Genomic DNA, 17,314 nt, shown 5'->3' with positions numbered 1-17,314 from the left:
CGCGGGCGCCGGTTCCGGGCCGGGCATCCGGATCAGCCGCAGTCGGCCTCGTCCCCGCGCATCGGGGCCTCGTCCGGGGTGCCGTGTGCGGCCGGGGCGCGCACGGGCCGCACGCGCTGGTCCGCGGCGCCGACCGTGACCTTCATCCGCGCTCCGCGGTGCGGGTCCTTCACCAGCTTCGCCCCCGGCAGCGCCGCGGCCAGCGAGCGGGCCGAGCGGTCCCAGCGCGGGTCGTAGGCGATGGTCGTCCTGGCCTGCTCGGCGTGCCGGGCGTTGGAGGGCGCGCCGGTGGTGGCGAAACCGGTGCCGCGCAGCTCCCGGTCGATCCGCGCCCCGAGTCCCCGGCGGCCCGTGGCGTTCGCGACCTCGACGCGGATGTCGCGCGGGGCGACCTCGACCCGCGGTCCCCCGTCCCGGTCGGAGCCGCCGCTCTCGGAGCCGTCCCGCTCGGACGCGTCCGGGTCCGACGCCCCCGGGCCGGGCGCATCCGGGCCGGATTCGGCCGGTGCGGAGAGCGGCCGGTCCGCGCGCAGCGCCGCGAACAGCTTCGCGGCCCTGGGCCGGTCCCACTCGACGGTGGAGCCCAGCCCGGGCACCCGGTGGTCGACGTCGGACAGCGGCACCGAGGCGAACTCCGAGGAGGCGAGACTGAAGCCGCGCATCGCCCGGCCCAGCGCCATCATCTGCTCGGTGCCGAATCCGGGGTCGGCGCGTACCGACTCCAGCAGGGTGGCGGCCACCTTGTTGAAGCGCACGGGGTTCATCAGGACCCCGGTGTCCGTGGCCCGGGAGATGACCGAGGCGAGGAAGTGCTGCTGCCGCTTCATCCGGCTCAGGTCCGAGCCGCCGTCCAGGTGCCGGGCCCGCACGTACTGCAGCGCCTGGCCGCCGTTCAGCTTGGTGGTGCCCTTGGGCAGGTCGAGCCCCGAGTAGCTGTCCTTGAGCGGCTCGGTGGTGCAGACCGGAACGCCGCCCAGGACGTCCACCGTGCTCATGAAGCTGGTGAAGTCGACCTCCAGGTAGTGGTCGACGTGCACGTCGGTGAGCTTCTCCACCGCCCGCACGGTCAGCGGGGCGCCGCCGGCGGTGTAGGCGGCGTTCAGCTTGGCCGGCCGCGCGGCCACCCGCTTGCCGGTGGCGCGGTCCTCGTGCGGCGGGAGCTTGGTGTAGGTGTCGCGGGGGAGGCTGACGACGGTGGCCCGGTCCCGGTCGCCGGAGAGATGCACCAGCAGCATCGTGTCCGTGCAGTCGCAGGCCGAGCCGCCCAGGTTGTACCGCTCCTTCTGGGTCGCCGAGATCCCGTCCCGCCGGTCGGTTCCGACGACGAGGAAATTGACGCCGTTGTCGCCCCTGGGGCGGCTGTCGGTGTCGAGGTCGTCGAACGGGTCGACCCTGCGCACGTCCTCGCTCAGCCCGGTCACCATCGCATGGCCGACCCCGCCGGCGGCCAGCAGCAGCACGGAGGTGCCCGTGGCGATCCGCAGGCCCCAGCGCGGGCCCGGGCGGCTCCAGCTCGGACGGCGGCGGGCCCCGCGGCGGTTCCTGCCGGGGCTCTTGCGGGTTCCCTTGGCGCTGCCGTGCGGACTGCCAGGAGGGGAGGAGGCGCGTCGAGGCAAGGTGGCCGCCTTCCGCGAGAGAAGAACAGGGACAATACCTAGAGTGACAATAAGGTGACGTGAAGTTCCCACACTGTATGCCGGTACGATCTCCGGATCGTGCGTACACGCCGTCCCGCCCCGGGAGCCGCCCGCCGAGGGGCGCGTGCGTACGGACCGTTCGCCCGATCGCGGTAACGTGAGCGCCGTGACTCGCGAGAACCGACGTCCTTCCGCGGACGAAGCCCCGCCCCCCGTTTCCGTGATCATGCCGGTACTCGACGAGGAACGGCACCTGCGCAGCTCTGTGCGGCACATCCTGGAGCAGCGCTACGAGGGTGAGCTGGAGGTGATCATCGCACTGGGCCCCTCCACGGACCGCACGGACGAGATCGCCGCCGAGCTGGTCGCCGAGGACCCCCGCGTGCGCACGGTGCCCAACCCCACGGGCCGCACCCCCGCGGGGCTGAACGCCGCCATCGGGGCGTCCCGGCACCCGGTGGTGGTGCGGGTCGACGGGCACGGCATGCTCTCCGCCGACTACATCGCCACCGCCGTGCGGCTGCTGGAGGAGACCGGGGCGGCCAACGTCGGCGGCATCATGCACGCCGAGGGTGAGAACGCCTGGGAGCACGCCGTCGCCGCAGCGATGACCTCGCGGATCGGGGTCGGCAACGCCGTCTTCCACACCGGCGGCGCCGCCGGCCAGGCGGAGACGGTCTACCTGGGGGTCTTCCGCCGCGAGGTGCTGGAGCAGCAGGGCGGGTACAACGAGGAGTTCATCCGCGCCCAGGACTGGGAGCTGAACTTCCGCATCCGCTCCGCGGGCGGGCTGATCTGGTTCTCGCCCGAGCTGCGGGTCTCCTACCGTCCCCGGCCCAGCGTGCGCGCCCTGGCCAAGCAGTACCGCAACTACGGCCGCTGGCGGCACGTCGTCGCCCGCTACCACGCGGGCTCCATCAACCTGCGCTACCTGGCTCCGCCGGTCGCCCTGTGCGCGGTCGCGGCGGGCCTGGTGGCCGGTGCCGCCCTCACGCCCTGGGCGCTGGTGCTGCCCGGCGGCTACCTGGCGGCCATAGCGGCCGGTTCGCTGCCCGCGGGCCGGGGCCTCCCGCTCGCGGCGCGCGCCCAGATCCCCGTCGCGCTCGCCACCATGCACATGTCCTGGGGCTGGGGCTTCCTGACCAGCCCGAAGAAGCTGGCCCGCAAGGTCATCGCCAGCCGCCGCGAGCCGGTACCGGCGACGCGGTAGCGCGGGGCCCGCGGGCGGCCGCGGCCCCGGCCGCCCGGCGCACGGCGAGGGGCGCCCTCCAAGGGGGGCGCCCCTCGCTCGTACCCGGCGTCCGGTGTCGTGCCCGGCGTCCGGTGTCAGGTCCTGCGGTGTCAGGCCCTCCTCACACGGTCCTGTGCCAGGGCCACGTTCGGGACCTCACCAGGTGTAGTTCGGGTTGACGTCCATGCACGCCTTCTTGTTGTCGCCCCGCAGCGTGTCCGCGCTCTCGGGAGCCTTGTGGTGGCCCTTGTCCGCGTTCCCGCCGCCGTCGCTCTTCGGATAGCTCGTGCCCTCCCGCCAGTCGGCGCCGATCACCAGGGTGACCTGCTGCACGCCCGTGGAGTGCTTCACCAGCCGCTCGGGGACGCCGAGCGCCTCGGCGACGGCCAGCGCGTCACCGCGCAGCTCCTCGCGCGGGTAGCGAATGGTGGTGTCCGCACGGGACTGGGGCGTCGGGTCGGCCGCGGCCCGGCCGAAGCCCTCGCGGGACAGGGTCTGCGCGACCTGGCCAGCCCGGCCGGTGACCGGCCGCTGGAGGGAGGTGCCGGTCCCGTTCATCACGCTGACCGGGATGTCGGCCTTCGGCCGGGACGGCTCCGTGGGCTGCGCGGACTTGCTCGCCTCCGCCTTCTTCTTGTCCTTGCCATCGAGCGCCACATCGTTGCGTATGAGGGAGAAGACCTGGTCCGCGTCGTCCTTCTTCGGGACGACGTAGCTGCCGCCGCCCCCGTACACCCACGGCATGGTGGCCATGGTGATCCGCTTGGTCGGCACCTGCTTGAGGTCGTTGCCCAGGTCGTAGAGCTTCTTGACCGTGCCGATCCCCTTGTCGACGGTGAGCGCCTTGGTGGCGGACTCCGCCAGGCCGCGCAGCTTGCCCGGGTCGCTCAGCTTCGTCCCGGCCTTGAGCTGGCGCACCATCGCGTTCATGTACATGTGCTGGGCCTTGGCGCGCCCTATGTCCGTGCCGTCGCCGAAGCCGTGCCGGGTCCGCAGCCAGCTCAGCGCCTGCTCGCCCTTGATGACGGTGGTGCCCTCCTCCAGCTTCAGCTTCGACTTCGGGTCGTGCACGTTCTCCTTGACGCAGACCGGGACGCCGCCGACCGCGTCGGCCATGGAGACCACACCCGAGAAGTCGATCATCATGAAGTGGTCGACCGGAATGCCGGTCATCTCTTCCCAGGTCGCCACGGTGCACCCGGGGCCGCCGTGCTGGAGGCTGGTGTTGATCTTGTCCGTGGTCGTCGGATAGACCTTCCCGTCGTCCGGGTCGGTGCACTTGGGAATCGTCGTCCTGGTGTCCCGCGGTATGGAGACGACGGACATGTTGCTGCGGTCCGCGGAGACGTGCAGCAGCATCTGCACGTCCGCCAGCGGCGGCCGGTCGCGGTCGGCGCGGGAGCCGCCGAGCCGGACGTTCTCCTTGGAGGCCCGCGAGTCGGAGCCCAGCAGCAGGATGTTCAGCGGGGTCTGCCCCGCGGCGTTCGGGTCCGAGTGGTGGAGCTTGCTGTCCCCGAGGTTGAGGTCGTCCTTGTGCAGGTTGCCGTTGAGGTGCTGGTAGTAGAAGTAGCCCGCCGCCGCGGTCGCGAGTATGAGCACCGAGAGGACGGCCACGGACCAGCGCAGCACCCGGCGGCCGCGGCTGCGCCGCGGGGCGCCGCTCATCGCCGCCGGGCCCCCGCCGCCGGCACCGGAGGCGCCGCCGCCGTCCGGTCCGCTCCGCCCGCCGCCGGCACCGGGCGCGGCACCGGCCGCGGTCGGGGTCGGGGAAGCGGCCGCGGGCGGGGAAGCGGGCCCGGAGCGGTGGCCGGGCTCCGCCGGGTGCTCCCCGTACAGGCTCTCGTCCCAACCGCGGTCGGCGGCGCTGGGGGCGCCGCGCTGCGTCTCTCTGCCGCCGTCGGTGTCGTCGTGCCGCACGGGACCTCCCGGGGATGTTCATGTCGTGCTGCCCCCGGATGTCCGGTGGGACGTGCCGGAGGGGTCCGCGTCATTTCGCGCACACGTTCTTGTCGTTGGCGTTGACCTTGTCGACCCCGGACGGTGCCTTGTCGGGAGCCCCGACCGACTCGCCCGGGGCGGTGAAGTCCTTGCCGAGGGTCAGCTTCATGCTGGGACCCGCTCCCTCGGTCTTCTTCAGCGCCGAGTCCGGCAGCTTCAGCATGTCGGCCAGCCTGGCGGCCGCGCCCTCCTGGGAGGGGGCGAATTCCAGCCGCGTCTTGGTGAGCTGCTGCGGTGCGTTGCCGCCGGAGACCGCGTTGCCCGCGCCCTTGTTCACCAGCCACTCCACCGTGCCGGCCGCCGCTCCCGAGGGGCCGCCGCCGTTGAGCACGGAGACGTCGACCTCGGACACCGGGGCTTTGTCCACCTTCGGCTTGTCCGACTTCTTCTTCTTGTTCTTCCCGGTCAGGGACTTGTCCTCCTGGATCATCCTGAACAGCGGGCCGGCCTTGCTCTGGTTCAGGAGGACGGTGGCCTTGTTGTTCGGGTTGTCGACGACCGGGACCGTGGCGAAGGTGATGTTCTTGATGTCGACCCGCTTGAGGTCGTTCGCCAGGTCCATCAGCTTCTTGACGCTGCCGATGCCGTAGTCCACGGTCAGGGCCTTGGTCGCGGCGTCGCTCAGCTTGAACAGCTTGGAGGGGCTGCTGAGGGTGTCCCCGGACTTCATCTTGCGGATCATCGAGCTGAGGAACTGCTGCTGCAGCTTGATCCGGTCCAGGTCGCTGCCGAAGCCCACCGCGTGCCGGGTCCGGACGAACGCGAGCGCCTGCTCGCCCTGGACGGTGTGCTTGCCCGCCTTCAGCTTCAGATGGGACTTGGGGTCGTTTATCGCCTTCTCGGTGCAGACCTCGACGCCGCCGACCGCCGTCGAGAGCTCCTTGACGGCGTTGAAGTCCGCCATCATGAAGTGGTCGACCTTCACCCCGACCAGCTCCTCGACCGTGTTCCAGGTGCAGGTCGGGTCCCTGTCCTTCTGGCCGAGGCTGGTGTTGAAGCGGACGTTCTGGTCCCCCCGGATGACCTTGGTGGAATCGTTCTCCTCCTTGGTCTCGCAGTCCGGGATGTCGGTGATCATGTCGCGCGGGATGGACAGCGCGGTGGCGTTGGAGCGGTCCTCGGACACATGGAAGAGGAAGGTGGTGTCGGCGTGACCGACGCTTCCGGCGTCGCCGTAGCCCGTGTTGCCCTTCCCCTCGCGGGCGTCGGTGCCGATCACCAGGATATTGACCGGGCCGTCCTTCACCGCGGGGTTGTTCCGGCCGACATCGACCTTGTTGATGTTGCCGTTGAGGCGCTGGTACCAGACGACACCGCCGACGCAGCCCGCGATCATCAGGAGGCCGACCGTGCCGCCGCCGATGCGCAGCACCTTCTGCTTCCGGGAGAGCTGAGGCTTGGCCTTCCGGCGCCCCCGGCCCCCGCCTTTGCCCGGTGCCTCGCCGGAACCGGTCCGCTCGGAGGCGCGGGCCCGGCGCTGGGCGGGCAGCCGTGCCTCGGCCCGCCGCGCCGAGCGGGATCCGGCGCCGTCGCCGCCCTCACCCGCACGGGAGCGCGGACGGTCCCCGCCGGAGCCCTCGGAGCGCCCTCCGCCGTCGGCGGGTGCGTCCGTGCTCTCGTCCGGGGAGGCGCTTCTCTGGCGGGGTGCGGAAGTGCGGCGGGAACCGGGCCGACGGGGAGAGTCGTCGGCGTCGGGGTTCAGTCGCAGTTCGTAGCTGCCGGTGTCCGGGTTGAACACCCACTGATCCGCGGGATCGACATTCCCCGCGTGCCCACGGCCTTGCGCGTCCACGATTGCGTAAGTCCTCCATAGAACCGGCTGCTGATGCCGCCCCGGGGCCGACCGGAGCGCTCACACTATCCGGCAGGTTCCGCGGCCAGCGACGGCGGTGACAAGTTCTGTGCAGCCGGAAACGGTCAATTCGCCTCAATCTCAGCGTGCTGTGTTCGCGCAGATGTCCAGGTCCGCCGTCGTCCCGCGGTACGACCCGTCCGCCTTCTCCTTTCCGTCCTTCTTCTTCGGTCCGTCTCCGCCGACGGTCACCGGACTGTCCTCGCGCAGTTTGGTGAAGAGCTCGTCGGCGGCGGGCTGTACCAGCTCATCCCGATTGATGTCCAGTTTGTACGACTGCCGGGGCACCGTGAGGAAACGGATGTGGTCTTCCGGGATATCGCGTACGCTCCGCACCAGTTCGTACAGTTCGGAGAGGGAATCAAGACCGGAATCCGCGGTCAGTGACGAGGTCGCGGCATCCAGCACGGGATAGGCGCGCGTGGGGTTCAGCAGAACTCCGTTGCTGCGCACCTTCTTCACCAGAGATCCCAGAAATCGTTGCTGGCGCTCGATGCGCTGGGTGTCGCTGCCGTTCCCCAGTCCGTGCCGGGCGCGGACATAGCCGAGCGCGTCCTCCCCGTCGAGGGTCTGCCGCCCGGCGGGCAGGTCGAGCTTCGCCTCCCGGTCGTGCACCGGCTCCGCCAGGCAGACCTCCACCCCGTCCACCGCGTCCACCAGCTTCTTGAACCCGTTGAAGTCCACGACCAGGTGGTGGTCGACGCGGATGCCGGTCAGCTTCTCCACCGTGCGGATGGTGCAGGCCGCGCCGCCCCGCTGGAACGCCCAGTTGAACTGCGCGAACTGCGGGGCGGCGGTGGAGCCGTCCGGCTGTCGGCAGTCCGGGATGTCCACCATCAGGTCCCGCGGTATCGACATCCCCGTCGCACCGCGCCCGTCGGCGGCTATGTGCAGCAGGATCGCGGTGTCCGAGCGCTGACTGCCCTCGTCGTGCCCGTAGGCGCCGTTGCCGTCGCCGCGGTTGTCCGAGCCGAGGACGAGGATGTTGCGCGCCTCCTGGGTGCCGCGCACCGGAGTGGGCCGCTCCTTCTCGTAGGGCGCCAGTGCCTGCGCGGTGCCCGCGTCGGTGCGGATGTTGCCGTCCAGCTTCCGGTAGAGGGACCAGCTGGTCGCCGCGGAGGCCAGCACGAGCACTGCGGCGCCCAGCGCCGCCCAGCGGGGCCAGCGGCGCCGGCGCGTCCGGACGGAAGCCGTACTGGACGCGCCGGAATCGGCATCGGTGGTGCCCGGATCGGTCACGAGTGTTCATCCCTCGGGTGGCGGCGACACCGGCGCACGCGGAGTACAAGGCGTACACCCGCAGGGGTGCGCCGGTCATGAAGACAGACGCTCGAATCACTCGCAAGGTTGTACGGACCATCCGGCTCAGGTGTCCCGGGAGGGGCCGGGCCGGGTGCTCAGTCGGCGGTGTGCGTCACCCGCTCGTCTTCCGCACGCTGTCGGCGGGCTGCGGCGTCCAGCTGCCCGGCGCGGGGTGCGAGCACCACCGATCCGCCCACGGCCAGCGGTGCCAGCAGCCCCGCACTGAGTCCGTCCCAGCCGTCCCACGGCAGCGCGGACAGCAGCCGGGCGCCGGGCTCCAGCCCCCGCGCGGCGGCATCCGCCCGGGCGCGCTCCACGACCTGCGCGCCGGTCAGCTCGCCGCCGTCGGGCAGCGCCAGGCTCGCGTCGTCCGCGTCCACGGGTGCGTACGGGGCGAAGTGGTCGCCCTGGCCCGGCACCTCCACCGCGTAGTCGGCGAACCCCTCCGGCGGCTGGGGGAAGCGCCCGCCCATGGGGCGCAGGCTGAGGGCCACCCGCTCCCCGGAGCAGCCGCGGGCCGTCTCCAGGGTGTCCGGTCCTGTCACCACCAGGTCGGCGCGGGCGGCGTCGCCGCCGAGGTCGGCCACGACCCCCACCGAGGAACAGGCCAGCAGCCAGACCGCTGTCTGCCAGTGCGCCGGGAGCAGCAGTGCGAGCCGGTCCCCGGGTTCGGCCGAGAGCTCGTCCTGGAGCAGGTTCGCGGTCTTGGCCACCCAGTTGGCGAACGTCGCCACCGAGAGCTCGACGCGCTCGCCCGTGGCGTCGTCGTAGTAGGTCAGCAGGGGCCGTGCCGGGTCGGCGGAGAGAGCGGTCCGCAGCAGCTCGGCGGGGGTGCGGTCGGAGGCGTTCATTCCTGCAAGCGTACGCGCGCGCCCAACTGGCGGTGCGTCAATGGACGGGAATGATCATATATGCCCATGATCTGAAGTATGCGTGCGAATCGTGTTCAAACGGTCGGTGTCGTGAGTGCGGCGGCACTGCTGCTGCCCCTCACCCCTCTCGCCACGGCAGCCGCGGCGTCCCCGGCATCCCCGTCATCCCCGGCGTACCCGTCCTCCAAGGCGTCCGAGTCCTCCGCCGCCTCCGAGTCCTCCGCGGCCCCCGCCTCCGCCGGATCCGCGATCCCGGGCCGCACCCAGTCGCTCTCCTTCGACGGATCTGTCGCGGGGGAATCCGGCGCCCGCGCGGCGGAGTCACCCGAAGCCGGGGTGCGGGTCCCGGCCCGCACCGTCCGTCCGTACTCCCTGCTGGGCGTGGTCTGGGACGGGGCCGGCACCCCGCTGCGCGGGCGTGTGCAGGTCCGCACCCGCGACGCGGACTCCGGGAACTGGTCGGCGTGGCGGCACCTGGAGAACCATCCCGTCGACGCCCGGCGGGGCGGCGCCCGCGGACCGGCCCGCGGCGCCACGGCTCCGCTCTGGGTCGGCTCCTCGGACGGCGTCGAGGCCCGGGTGCTGCCCGAACGCGGGGACCACGGCGGATCGCTGCCCGACGGGCTCCGCCTGGAACTGGTCGACCCGGGCCCCGACACGAGCCCGGACGCCCCGGACGCCCCGGACCAGGGCGGGAAGCCGGACCAGTCCGCTGCCCCAGGCCGGCCGGCGGTCTCCGGTCGCCCCGCGGCTCCCGGCCCGGCGGAGGAGCCGGCGGGCGGTCAGCGGGACAGCGCGGCGGCAGGTGCGGCGGCGGAGGGGGCCGGGAGCGGTGCCGCCGGAGCGGGGCCCGCGGCGGCGGACTCCGCAGCGGGCGCCGGCGGCGGGGTGCTGCCTGCGCTCTCCCGGGAGGCGACCCGCTCCCAGTACCCGGAAGCCGGGTCGTTCGCCGGGCCCCGTCCGCGCATCGTGACCCGCGCGGGCTGGGGCGCCGACGAGAAGCTGCGGGAGGCGGAGTTCCGCTACACCAACACGGTCAAGGCCGCCTTCGTGCACCACACGGCCATGACCAACGACTACGCGTGCGACCAGGCGCCCTCCATCATCCGCGCGATGTACCGCTACCACGTCAAGAGCAGCAAATGGCGGGACATCGGCTACAACTTCCTCGTGGACAAGTGCGGAACCATCTACGAGGGGCGGGCCGGGGGCGTGGCCAAGCCGGTGATGGGAGCCCACACCTACGGTTTCAACACCGACAGCACGGGCATCGCGGTCCTCGGCTCCTACGGCAAGCAGGAGCCCTCCGAGCGCGCCGTGGACGCGCTCGCCCGGCTCACCGCGTGGAAGCTGGGGCTCTTCGGCGCCGACCCGGCCGGCAAGACCTGGCTGACGTCCGGCGGCGGCAAGTTCAAGAAGGGGCGGAAGATCCACTTCCACACCGTTTCCGGGCACCGGGACGGGTTCGTCACCGAGTGCCCCGGCGACCGGCTCTACGCCAAGCTCGGCGACATCCGCAGCGCGGCGGCCCGGCTGCAGGGCCGCTGACCCGGCGCCGGTCCGCCGAGCCGGGGCGCCGGACCGCGGTGTTCCGGCGGAGCGGAGCAACCGCCGGGCCTCCGGCCGCGTCTGCCGGGGACGGCCGTACCGGGCCGCCCACGCGTCCGCACGCGTCTGCATAGACTGTCCGCCGGCCACCCGAAGGGCGGTCGGCGGACCCCGGCAGGAAGCAGAGACAACAGGTGACAGAAGCGATCCTTCTGGTCGGGGGCAAGGGCACCCGGCTGCGTCCGCTCACGGTGAACACCCCCAAGCCCATGGTCCCCGCCGCAGGCGTGCCCTTCCTCAGCCACCAGCTGGCCCGGGCCCGCGCCGCGGGCGTCGACCACGTGGTGATGGCCACCTCCTACCTCGCCGAGGTCTTCGAGCCGTACTTCGGCGACGGATCCCAACTGGGCCTGCACCTGGAGTACGTCACCGAGGAGGAGCCGCTGGGCACCGGCGGCGCCATCCGCAACGTCGCCTCCCGGCTGCACTCGGGCCCCGACGAGCCGGTACTCGTCTTCAACGGCGACATCCTCTCCGGCCTCGACATCCGCGCCCTGGTCGACGAGCACTCCCGGGCCGCGGCCGACGTCTCACTGCATCTGACCCGGGTGACCGACCCGCGGGCCTTCGGTCTCGTCCCCACGGACGGCTCGGGACGCGTGACCGCCTTCCTGGAGAAGCCGCAGACGCCCGAGGAGATCGTCACCGACCAGATCAACGCGGGCGCCTACGTGTTCACCCGCTCGGTCATCGACACCATCCACGCGGGGCGCCCCGTCTCGGTGGAGCGCGAGACCTTCCCCGGGCTGCTGTCCGCCGGGGCGACGCTGCACGGCATGGTCGACTCGACCTACTGGCTCGACCTGGGCACCCCCGAGTCGTTCGTCCGCGGCTCCGCCGACCTCGTGCTGGGCCGCGCGCCCTCGCCCGCCGTACCCGGCCGCTGCGGGGAGCGGCTGATCCTGGAGAGCGCCGAGGTGGCGCAGGACGCCAAGCTGACCGGCGGCACCGTCGCCGGTGCGGGGGCCGCGGTCGGCTCCGGCGCCCGGATCGACGGCAGCGCCCTGCTGGACGGCGCGGTGGTGGCGCCCGGCGCCCGGATCCGCGACTCGCTGATCGGCGCGGGTGCCCGCATCGGCGCCGACACCGTGCTGGACGGCGCGGTCATCGGTGACGGAGCCGTCGTCGGCGAGGGCAACGAACTGCGCGGCGGCATCCGGGTGTGGTGCGACGCCCGGATACCGGCCGGGGCGGTCCGCTTCTCCTCGGACCAGTAGCCGCGTCCCGCCTCCCGGCGCTCCAGGGTCCCCGTTCCGCTGACCCGGCCTCCTTCCGACGCTCCCGGGCCGGGCCGGTCGGGACACCGGCCGGTGGGGCCGCCGCCCGGTCCGGCTGTCGGTGCCGGGCCGTAGTCTTGCTGCCCGTGTCACTCACCCGCTCCTGGAGCCCGCCGGGCCCGTACGACCTGCACGGCAGCCTGCGCGTGCTGCGCCGAGGTCCGTACGACCCGACGTACCGCACCGAGGACGATGCGGTCTGGCGTGGCACCCGCACCCCCGACGGTCCCGCGGCGCTGCGGCTGTCCCGTCGGCGGGAAGCCGCCGGAGGCACCGTGTGCGCCGAGGCATGGGGGCCGGGGGCCGGGTGGCTGCTGGACGGGCTGCCCGCGCTGCTCGGCGCGGAGGACGACCCGGCGGCCTTCGTCCCGCACCACGACGTCGCGCGGGAGGCGCACCGGCGCCACCCCGGGCTGCGGCTCGTCCGCACGGGGCGGGTGCTGGAGTCGCTGATCCCCTCCGTGCTGGAGCAGAAGGTCACCGCCGAGGAGGCGTACCGCGCCTGGCGGCTGCTGGTCCGCAGATTCGGCGAGCGCGCCCCGGGGCCGCATCCGCACCTGTGGGTGATGCCCCACCCGCGCGACTGGCTGCGCATCCCCTCCTGGGAGTGGCACCGCGCCGGGGTCGACCAGAAGCGCTCCGCCGCCGTGCTGCGCGCCCTCCAGCGGGCCGGCCGGATGGAGGAAGCGGCCCACCTGGGTCTGGACGCGGCGCTGGCCCGGCTCCAGGCCATTCCGGGCATCGGCCCCTGGACGGCCGCCGAGGTCCTGCAACGCTCGAACGGGGAACCCGACGCCGTCACGGTGGGGGATCTGCACCTGCCGGGCCAGATCGGCTATGCCCTCACCGGCGCCCGCGGCACCGACGACGACGGCATGCTGGAACTCCTGGCCCCCTACGAGGGGCAGCGGCACCGCGCCAGCCGGCTCATCCTGCTGGGCGGCCCGCGGATGCCGCGCCGCGCTCCCCGGTTCCCGGTGGGGAACATAGCGCCGCTGTAGGGCGCGCGGGCGCACCGGCGGCGCCGCTAACCCGCACCGCTACCGGCGGCCTCGGCTACCGGCGGCGCCGCTCGGTGCGGTGCTCAGCGTCGGTTCACCGCTCGACGACTCAGCGTCGGTTCACCGCTCGACGACGAAGTCGGCCGCGGAGCGGGGCGGGCGCTCCCGGGGCGGGGCCGCCGGATGGCCGATGGCGACCGCGCCCATCGGGTCCCACCCCGCGGGCAGGTCCAGCACCTCGCGCACCACGTCCCGGCAGAACATCGTGGAGGAGATCCACGCGGACCCCAACTGCTCCCCGGCCAGTGCGACGAGGAAGTTCTGGATGCCGGCGCCCGTCGCGACGACGAACATCTCCCGCTCGGCGGCATTCCGCCGCGCGTCCGGGTAGGTGTGCGAGCCGTCCATCACCAGGCAGGGCACCGCCAGGCAGGGCGCGTTGCGCAGCACGTCGCCGCGCTTGACGCGCTTGGCGATGCTCTCCTCGCTCTTCTCGTCGCCGCGCAGATCGGCGATCCAGGCGTCCCGCATGGCATCCAGCAGCCGGGTCCGGGACTCGGCGCTCTCCAGCAGGACGAACCGCCACGGGGTGGTGTGGTGCGGAGCCGGTGCGGTCACGGCGGCGGCGACCGCACGCCGTACGGCCTGCCCGTCCACCGGCTCCGCGGTGAACTCCCGTACGGTGCGGCGCAGTGTCACCGCCTCGCGCACCGCCTCCGAGGTGCCCAGCCGGAACATGTCGGCGGCCGCGTCGCGCACCAGCGCGCGGGCCGTCGCCTCCTCCTCGGGCGCCTCGGGTGCCTCGGGGGCGGGCTGTGGGCTGCTGCCGGGCGCGGGCCGCACGTGGTGGGCCAGTCCGCGCACCACCGCGACCGGCAGCCCGCTCGCCTTGCGCTTGACCAGTTCGCCCGCTCCCGCCAGTTCGTCGCCGACGGCGGTGACGGTCACGCCCAGCGGGTTGCCGTACATGTCGACGCCGCCGCGCAGGTCCTCCAGGACCCGCACCCCGGCCGCGCCGATCGCCACGTCGGTCTGGCCCTCGCGCCAGGGCCGCCCGAAGGTGTCGGTGACGACGACGCCGACGGTGACCCCCAGCGCCTCCCGTACGCCGTCCCGCAGCTGCCGGGCTGTCGCGTCCGGGTCCTCGGGCAGCAGCAGCACGGTGCCTTTGGGGGTGTTGGAGGCGTCGACCCCGGCCGCGGCCATCACGAAGCCGTGCCGGGACTCCACGATCCGGGCCGCGCCGCGCCGTGCGACGACCCGCACGGTCTCCGCGTCGATGGCGGCCTCGCGGTCGTCGGCCCGGACGATGCGGCCCTCGGCCTTGCTCACGATCTTCGAGGTGACGACGAGCACGTCGCCGTCCGCCAGCCCCCGCCCGCCGGGCGCGGCCGCCGCGTCGACCAGCAGCCGGACCAGGTCGTCGCCGGGGCGCACGTCCGGGATGCCGGGCAGGGCCCACACCTCGTAGGAGGTGCCGGGTCCGCTGCGCTCCCGGCCCGCCGGCTCGGCGGCCTCCGCGGGTGCCGTGGCCCGCGGGTACTGCTCCTGCCCGGACGCCCCGGTCGTCACCGCCGTCACGCGCGTACCTCCTCCGCCAGCGCCAGCGCCTGCCGGGCCATCTCCGCGGTGGTCTCCTCGTCGCGCATCAGCAGCGGCACGGCGCGGCAACGGATGCCCGCGTCCTCGACGGCCGCCACGGCGTCGGCGTCCACGGTGTCGACCAGCCAGCCGTCCAGCAGTCCCGAACCGTAGTGCGCGGCGACGGCCGCCGCCGTGGTCTCGACCCCCACGGCGGCCAGCACCTTGTCCGCCATGCCGTGCACGGGGGCGTTCCCGATGATGGGCGAGAGGCCGACGACCGGTACCCCGGCGTCCGCGATCGCCTCCCGGATGCCGGGGACGGCCAGGATCGTGCCCACGCTGACGACGGGGTTGGACGGCGGGAAGATGACCGTGTCCGCCGCGGCGACGGCCTCCAGGACGCCCGGTGCGGGTTCGGCGGCGTCGGCGCCGACGGGTACCACGGCGTGTGCGTCCACGGAGGCCCGCAACCGCACCCAGTACTCCTGGAAGTGCACCGCCTTGCGTCCGGCCGTGCCGTCCCCGCCGTCGTCGTCCCGGCCGGAGTCCCCGGCGTCCGGGTCGTCGATCAGCACATGGGTCTCGACCCGGTCGTCCGTCATCGGCAGCAGCCTGACCCCCGGCTGCCAGCGGGCGCACAGCGCCTCGGTGACGGCACTGAGCGGATAGCCCGCGGAGATCATCTGGGTGCGGACGATGTGGGTGGCGAAGTCCCGGTCGCCCAGCCCGAACCACTCGGGGCCCACGCCGTAGGCGGCCAGTTCCTCCTTCACCGCGAAGGTCTCGCCGGCCCGTCCCCAGCCCTGTTTCTCGTGGATGCCGCCGCCCAGGGTGTACATCACGGTGTCGAGGTCGGGACAGACCTTCAGGCCGAACAGATGGATGTCGTCACCGGTGTTGCCGACGACGGTGATCTCCGCGTCGGGCACCGCGGACCGGAGCCCGCGCAGGAAACGGGCACCGCCGATGCCCCCGGCCAGAACCACAATGCGCTGCATGGGCACCAGTCTCGCAGCCCGGTGCCCGCACCCGACATCAGGTGCCCCGCCCGGTGCCGGAGCGCCGTCCACCCGGTGTCAGGCCGGCGACTCCTGCGCCGGGTTCCGTACGGCGCCGGGGCCGCCGGAGCAGTGCTGGGGCATCTCCGTCAGTCCGGGAGCGTAGATGTGCGCACTCACGACGGGTTCCAGTCCGTCGTTGACCACTTCGTGCACATATCCGGGCGCGAAGACGCGCACCGCGCCGGTGCCGAGCACCCGGGTGCCGTGTCCCGTCGTGCCCCTTGGGTCGCGTCCGCCTCCGGTCGTGCCGTAGCCGTGTTCGGTCAGCTCGCCCGCGAGCACGCCGAACACGCCGGACGAGCGCCCGTGGTCGTGCCGGCCGCTGCCCTGCCCGGGCAGCCAGCTCAGCAGCCACATCTCGTAGCCGGGGCCGGTGCGCAGCCGGTGGTACCAGCGCAGGGTCGGGTCGTAGCGCACCAGCGGCGCCCAGGCGGCCCGGTCGGCGGCCAGTGCGCCGATCAGCCCGGCGAAGTCCGCGACGGTGGCCGGGTGCGCCGGGGGAACGGGGAGCAGATGGGGGACGGCGAGCGGATCGCCGGCGATTTCGAGGTCGCTGTTCACGTGCGGAAGTGCCTTTGTGCGGGGCCGGCCGGAACCGGGCGGCGAGCGGAGCCGCACCCGGTGGGAGCCGGGCCGGCGGGGGAGGGGCGCGACAGGGCGCGCGGGGTGTGCGGAGGAGGCGAGGGCGCTCCGCCGAAGCGGCTGCCCGGCAGTCGGTCGCGGGCGCTCGGTCAGCGTGGAGCCGCCCTCGGCGACGGCTCAGCGACACCTCAGCAACAGGGCGTGTGGCAGCCGCGCGGACAGCGACAGCGGTGCGGCTCCAGGACGTGAGAGGCGGCACGGAGGGGCGCGGGCGCACCTCCGGCAGACCGCATGGCGGGGGCGCCACGGGTCGTACGGGTCTCAGAGGTCACTGCCATGCGCTCCAGAACAGCGCCCCCGTGCCCCAGGTGTCAACCTGTTGTCGCGTTTGTGGCGAATGTTTCACCCCTTCTGGCTCCTTCGGTGGGCGAAAGGTTTGCGCCCACCCGGGCGGGAGACCTGGCGCAGTAGCCGCACCTGCACGCCGTTGCGCCTTCGTGATCAGAGTGTGATCAGGGCCATCCGAGGGTTGGTGCGGAACGTGACCGCAGGTCATCGCGTTCTGAATAGAGGAGTCGGGAAAACGCTCCGACTCCGGGCACGAGTGTCATATTTCGTAGTGATTTGAACACTTACTGCGAAAGCTTGGTTCCGCCGGGTGAATAACGGGCTCAATAGCAGATCTCGGCTTGACTGCCCCGGATCGGCACACTTGTAATTTCACTCGTGTCGTTCATGAGGGTTCGATAACGACAGCATCACGGGGTCGAAGAGACGGATCGAGGGGCGCACATGACCGAGCTGTTCCAACAACTGCTGGTCGAAGAGGCGGACGAGGAGCTGGGTTGGCAGGAGCGCGCCCTGTGCGCGCAGACCGACCCGGAGTCGTTCTTCCCCGAGAAGGGCGGGTCCACCCGCGAGGCGAAAAAGGTCTGCCTCGCGTGTGAAGTCCGCTCCGAATGCCTCGAATACGCCCTCGCCAATGACGAGCGTTTCGGTATTTGGGGCGGCCTGTCCGAGCGTGAACGGCGCCGACTGAAGAAAGCCGCTGTCTGACCCGACCGTCCGTCGGACCGTCGAACAGCCGCACCCAGGAAGGACCCGGGCGACCGGGCCGGGCCCGCGCACCGCTCGCGCCGGGCAACCAGCAGCCGGCCCCGGGCAGTTGCCCGGAGGCGCCGGGCGCGTGAGGGTGAGCCGTTAGTGTGGGGCCGTCCACGACGCACACCACCCTGGCAAGGGCGTGCGCTCACCGCTCCGATACGCGTCTTCCGGGGGCTTGCAGCCACACCGCGGCACCGCCGCGAGG

The 17,314-nt window shown here is 72.8% G+C and carries 13 protein-coding genes; 5 read left to right on the top strand and 8 right to left on the bottom strand.

Features of this window, described 5'->3' with window-relative positions; all coding sequences use genetic code 11:
• Window positions 1–32 precede the first annotated feature (32 nt).
• Window positions 33–1,616: an LCP family protein gene (locus tag A949_RS0115325; RefSeq protein ID WP_106428824.1), complete on the bottom strand. Its 1,584-nt coding sequence runs from the start codon at window positions 1,614–1,616 to the stop codon at window positions 33–35.
• Between the two features lie 187 nt (window positions 1,617–1,803).
• Here A949_RS0115325 and A949_RS0115320 point away from each other — a divergent pair, with 187 nt between their 5' ends.
• The gene (locus A949_RS0115320; RefSeq protein ID WP_037706504.1) at window positions 1,804–2,847 is read left to right on the top strand and encodes a glycosyltransferase family 2 protein; all 1,044 of its coding nucleotides are present in this window, start codon (window positions 1,804–1,806) and stop codon (window positions 2,845–2,847) included.
• A 177-nt stretch (window positions 2,848–3,024) separates the two neighbouring features.
• On the opposite strand, the gene A949_RS0115315 is transcribed toward A949_RS0115320, so the two are convergent.
• The 4 genes from A949_RS0115315 to A949_RS0115300 all read right to left on the bottom strand — a co-directional run bounded on the left by A949_RS0115315 (window position 3,025) and on the right by A949_RS0115300 (window position 8,871).
• The gene (locus A949_RS0115315) at window positions 3,025–4,785 is read right to left on the bottom strand and encodes an LCP family protein (RefSeq protein ID WP_019356896.1); all 1,761 of its coding nucleotides are present in this window, start codon (window positions 4,783–4,785) and stop codon (window positions 3,025–3,027) included.
• Between the two features lie 70 nt (window positions 4,786–4,855).
• Window positions 4,856–6,604, bottom strand: a complete 1,749-nt coding sequence (locus A949_RS0115310) for an LCP family protein (protein ID WP_019356895.1) — start codon at window positions 6,602–6,604, stop codon at window positions 4,856–4,858.
• Between the two features lie 195 nt (window positions 6,605–6,799).
• Window positions 6,800–7,957 (bottom strand): LCP family protein, encoded by a 1,158-nt coding sequence (locus tag A949_RS0115305; protein WP_019356894.1) that lies wholly within the window; start codon window positions 7,955–7,957, stop codon window positions 6,800–6,802.
• Between the two features lie 158 nt (window positions 7,958–8,115).
• Entirely contained in the window at window positions 8,116–8,871 is a 756-nt protein-coding gene (locus tag A949_RS0115300; RefSeq protein ID WP_019356893.1) for a TIGR03089 family protein, read from the bottom strand.
• A 78-nt stretch (window positions 8,872–8,949) separates the two neighbouring features.
• Here A949_RS0115300 and A949_RS0115295 point away from each other — a divergent pair, with 78 nt between their 5' ends.
• The 3 genes from A949_RS0115295 (at window position 8,950) to A949_RS0115285 (ending at window position 12,778) form a co-directional block, all read left to right on the top strand.
• Window positions 8,950–10,440, top strand: coding sequence for a peptidoglycan recognition protein family protein (locus A949_RS0115295; RefSeq protein ID WP_026004670.1), 1,491 nt, complete (start codon window positions 8,950–8,952; stop codon window positions 10,438–10,440).
• Between the two features lie 194 nt (window positions 10,441–10,634).
• On the top strand, window positions 10,635–11,717 hold the full coding sequence (locus A949_RS0115290; RefSeq protein ID WP_019356890.1) for a sugar phosphate nucleotidyltransferase: 1,083 nt from the start codon (window positions 10,635–10,637) through the stop codon (window positions 11,715–11,717).
• A gap of 146 nt (window positions 11,718–11,863) precedes the next feature.
• Window positions 11,864–12,778 (top strand): DNA-3-methyladenine glycosylase family protein, encoded by a 915-nt coding sequence (locus A949_RS0115285; protein ID WP_019356889.1) that lies wholly within the window; start codon window positions 11,864–11,866, stop codon window positions 12,776–12,778.
• A gap of 120 nt (window positions 12,779–12,898) precedes the next feature.
• Here the strand turns inward: A949_RS0115285 and A949_RS0115280 are convergent, their stop codons facing one another.
• The 3 genes from A949_RS0115280 to A949_RS0115270 form a co-directional block, all read right to left on the bottom strand.
• Entirely contained in the window at window positions 12,899–14,359 is a 1,461-nt protein-coding gene (locus A949_RS0115280; RefSeq protein ID WP_019356888.1) for a coenzyme F420-0:L-glutamate ligase, read from the bottom strand.
• The gene (gene cofD / locus A949_RS0115275; RefSeq protein WP_019356887.1) at window positions 14,356–15,360 is read right to left on the bottom strand and encodes a 2-phospho-L-lactate transferase; all 1,005 of its coding nucleotides are present in this window, start codon (window positions 15,358–15,360) and stop codon (window positions 14,356–14,358) included. Before cofD ends, A949_RS0115280 begins: the two co-directional genes overlap by 4 nt.
• A gap of 78 nt (window positions 15,361–15,438) precedes the next feature.
• Entirely contained in the window at window positions 15,439–15,984 is a 546-nt protein-coding gene (locus tag A949_RS0115270) for a cysteine dioxygenase (protein WP_019356886.1), read from the bottom strand.
• An 813-nt stretch (window positions 15,985–16,797) separates the two neighbouring features.
• Here A949_RS0115270 and A949_RS0115265 point away from each other — a divergent pair.
• Entirely contained in the window at window positions 16,798–17,061 is a 264-nt protein-coding gene (locus A949_RS0115265) for a WhiB family transcriptional regulator (RefSeq protein ID WP_004952403.1), read from the top strand.
• The last annotated feature ends 253 nt before the right edge of the window (window positions 17,062–17,314 follow it).

This window comes from Streptomyces sp. AA1529, from assembly GCF_000280905.1.
Taxonomy (GTDB): domain Bacteria; phylum Actinomycetota; class Actinomycetes; order Streptomycetales; family Streptomycetaceae; genus Streptomyces.
Note: the sequence above shows the minus strand (reverse complement) of the source record. Positions and strands in the feature narration are given on the sequence as shown.

Coding starts and splice junctions, on each gene's coding strand:
- A949_RS0115300 (WP_019356893.1), bottom strand. CDS start 8,871: ATGAACGCCTCCGACCGCACCCCCGCCGAGCTGCTGCGGACCGCTCTC.
- A949_RS0115295 (WP_026004670.1), top strand. CDS start 8,950: ATGCGTGCGAATCGTGTTCAAACGGTCGGTGTCGTGAGTGCGGCGGCA.
- cofD (WP_019356887.1), bottom strand. CDS start 15,360: ATGCAGCGCATTGTGGTTCTGGCCGGGGGCATCGGCGGTGCCCGTTTC.
- A949_RS0115265 (WP_004952403.1), top strand. CDS start 16,798: ATGACCGAGCTGTTCCAACAACTGCTGGTCGAAGAGGCGGACGAGGAG.